The organism is Streptomyces sp. NPDC005899 (assembly GCF_040629645.1).
GTDB lineage: Bacteria > Actinomycetota > Actinomycetes > Streptomycetales > Streptomycetaceae > Streptomyces.
Genome location: NZ_JBEXWB010000669.1, coordinates 1 through 1,518, shown reverse-complemented (window position 1 = coordinate 1,518; position 1,518 = coordinate 1). Strand labels below are relative to the sequence as shown.

The following is a 1,518-nucleotide window of genomic DNA, read 5'->3' as shown; positions in this document are numbered from 1 at the left end:
GCCGGAGACCGGGATCGTGCGGACTTCGCTGCCGTTCCGTACGAAGGTCAGCGTCTTGCGGTCGAGGTCGACCTGCCGTGTGGAGGGTGAGTCCGTAGCGGTTGAGGATCTCGTTGATGGGCTGGTGCCAGGTCTCTCCCCCGCTGCCGCAGTTGCCCCAGCCGCCCGAGGTCACACCCTGCGCCTGGTCACCGCTGATGAACGAGCCGCCCGAGTCGCCGGGTTCGGCGCACACGCTCGTCTTGGTCATCTGGTGGACGGCGCCCTGGCTGTAGTTCACGGTCGTGTTCTTGGCCAGGACGTTGCCGCAGTGCCAGTGGCTGGTCGAGCCGGAGCGGCAGACCGAGGCGCCGACGGGAGCCTCGTTGGAGCCGCGGACCAGCTGGTCGGAGACGGTGCCCCAGCCGAGGACGACGGGCACGGTCCACCAGCCGCTGCCCACGTTGACCCAGGCGTAGTCGTTGTCCGGGAACGACGACCCCTGGAAGTTGCCTATGGCCGAGCCGTCCCAGCCCCTGACCGCCCCTCCGGCCTGCCCGCAGTGCCCGGCCGTGACGAAGCCGCCGTACACCGAGAAGCCTATGGAGCAGCGGACGTTGCCCGTGTAGTACGGGTCGCCGCCGACCGTTCCGGCGGCGAAGGTCCGCGGGGCCGCGGCGGTCTGCTTCACCGTGACGGGACCGGCCTTCCGCGCCTTGGCGACGAAGGCCCGGACATCGTTGTCAGCCTGCCGTGAAGCGACGACGTCCACCACGACGGTGTTCGCCCGCGGATCGACGTGCCAGCCGCTGATCCCGGTCGGCGCCGCGAGGGCGTCCAGCCGGCTCTTGACCGTGTCCAGTTGCCGCGCGGTGTGGTCGACCAGCCGGACGTCCGCGCCGGCCGCGCGCACGGAGCGGGCGGCGTCGCCGTCCGTCACGGCGACCGTCAGTTCTCCGCTGTCCGCGTCGAACCAGGAGCCGCCGAAGGAGGCTCCCGCGGCTTTCCTCGCCGGGCCTTCGAGGGCGGTCGCCGCCCTCTCGTCGGCGAGGCGGCCCTCGGCCTGACTTCTCGTCAGCCCCAGGTCCCGCTGCATCGCGGAGATCAGGCCCGCCGACGCCTTCGGTTCGGCGGTGGGGGGCGCGTCCGCCGCCGAGGCCTGGGTGAGGCCGGCGGTTGCCCAGGTGCCGATGATGAGCAGTGCGGATAGACCGGTCCGCACCATCGTGGTGTGTTTCACGGGGAGTGCCCCTTCTGTTGTTCCAGCATCGTGGGGGTGGAACAGGAAGCACCCGAGAGCGGAACTGAGAGCGCTCTCAGACTGCTGCTCCCCGGACTGTAACGGACTGCGGTGGGCAGGTCCATGCCAATTACACGTCGGGGCGCGAGCAGGGGGAGCGGGAATCGCCTTCGGTGCCCACGGGGCACCCCCGGCCGGCCTCCGCACCGGGGTCGGCCGAGCCCGTCCGGGCGCGCTCGTACGCCGCTCCGGTCGCCGTCCGGGACCCCCGGCTCCCGGCCGGGGCGAGGGCTCCTCCC

Annotated in this window: 1 pseudogene; it reads right to left on the bottom strand. The window is 71.8% G+C overall.

Annotated features, from left to right (window positions below):
* Positions 1-73 precede the first annotated feature (73 nt).
* A pseudogene (locus ABZ371_RS32540) lies at positions 74-1,204 on the bottom strand (S1 family peptidase); the annotation flags it as partial.
* Positions 1,205-1,518 lie beyond the last annotated feature (314 nt).